Source organism: Agrobacterium sp. MCAB5, assembly GCF_052114365.1.
Taxonomy (GTDB): Bacteria; Pseudomonadota; Alphaproteobacteria; order Rhizobiales; family Rhizobiaceae; genus Agrobacterium; species Agrobacterium tumefaciens.
The window spans coordinates 1-505 of record NZ_JBFREP010000209.1 but is presented as its reverse complement, the minus strand read 5'-3'; the positions used below and the strand labels follow the sequence as shown (position 1 = coordinate 505).

The 505-nt window shown below is 60.4% G+C and carries 1 protein-coding gene; it reads right to left on the bottom strand.

What is annotated here, in order from left to right; genetic code table 11:
- A partial coding sequence (locus AB4Z23_RS28260; protein WP_441361278.1) for an alpha/beta hydrolase-fold protein occupies positions 1 to 505 on the bottom strand: 505 nt, incomplete at both ends.

Genomic DNA, 505 nt, shown 5'->3' with positions numbered 1-505 from the left:
CTCCCCATCGATGAACTTCAGCGCGTCGATAATTGACACTTTCCACACTGACCAGACGTGATCGCCATCGGTGATCCGCAATTGGGATTTGCGATTGTCGGCCTGAAGCGTTTCGTGCAGGGCGATGGCGCCGCGCCAGAGGAAGAAGCCGTCGTCGTCGCCAACTGTCAGATAGGTGGCGGGCAATTCTTGGCTTTCGGCGACGTGCTGTGCAACAAGGGTGAAGACGTTCTTCTCATTGAAGAGTCTCGCATCGAAGGGCGTGCCGAAGGCGCCGGAGAAGTGATCGCCGGTGGAGGGCAGCACGATGCCGCTGGTGACGGTGGTGCGGTCGACGCGGTGGAAGAAGGCGCTGTCCTGAATGAGCTTTAGTTCCGCGGGCGTTTTGTCGAGATCGGAGGCGGGCACGTTCTGCCAGATCGCGCCGGACAGGCTGGCGACAGCGCCATAGAGGTCTTCGTGGCCATAAGCCAGATGCAATGCGCCGAAACCGCCCATGGACAGC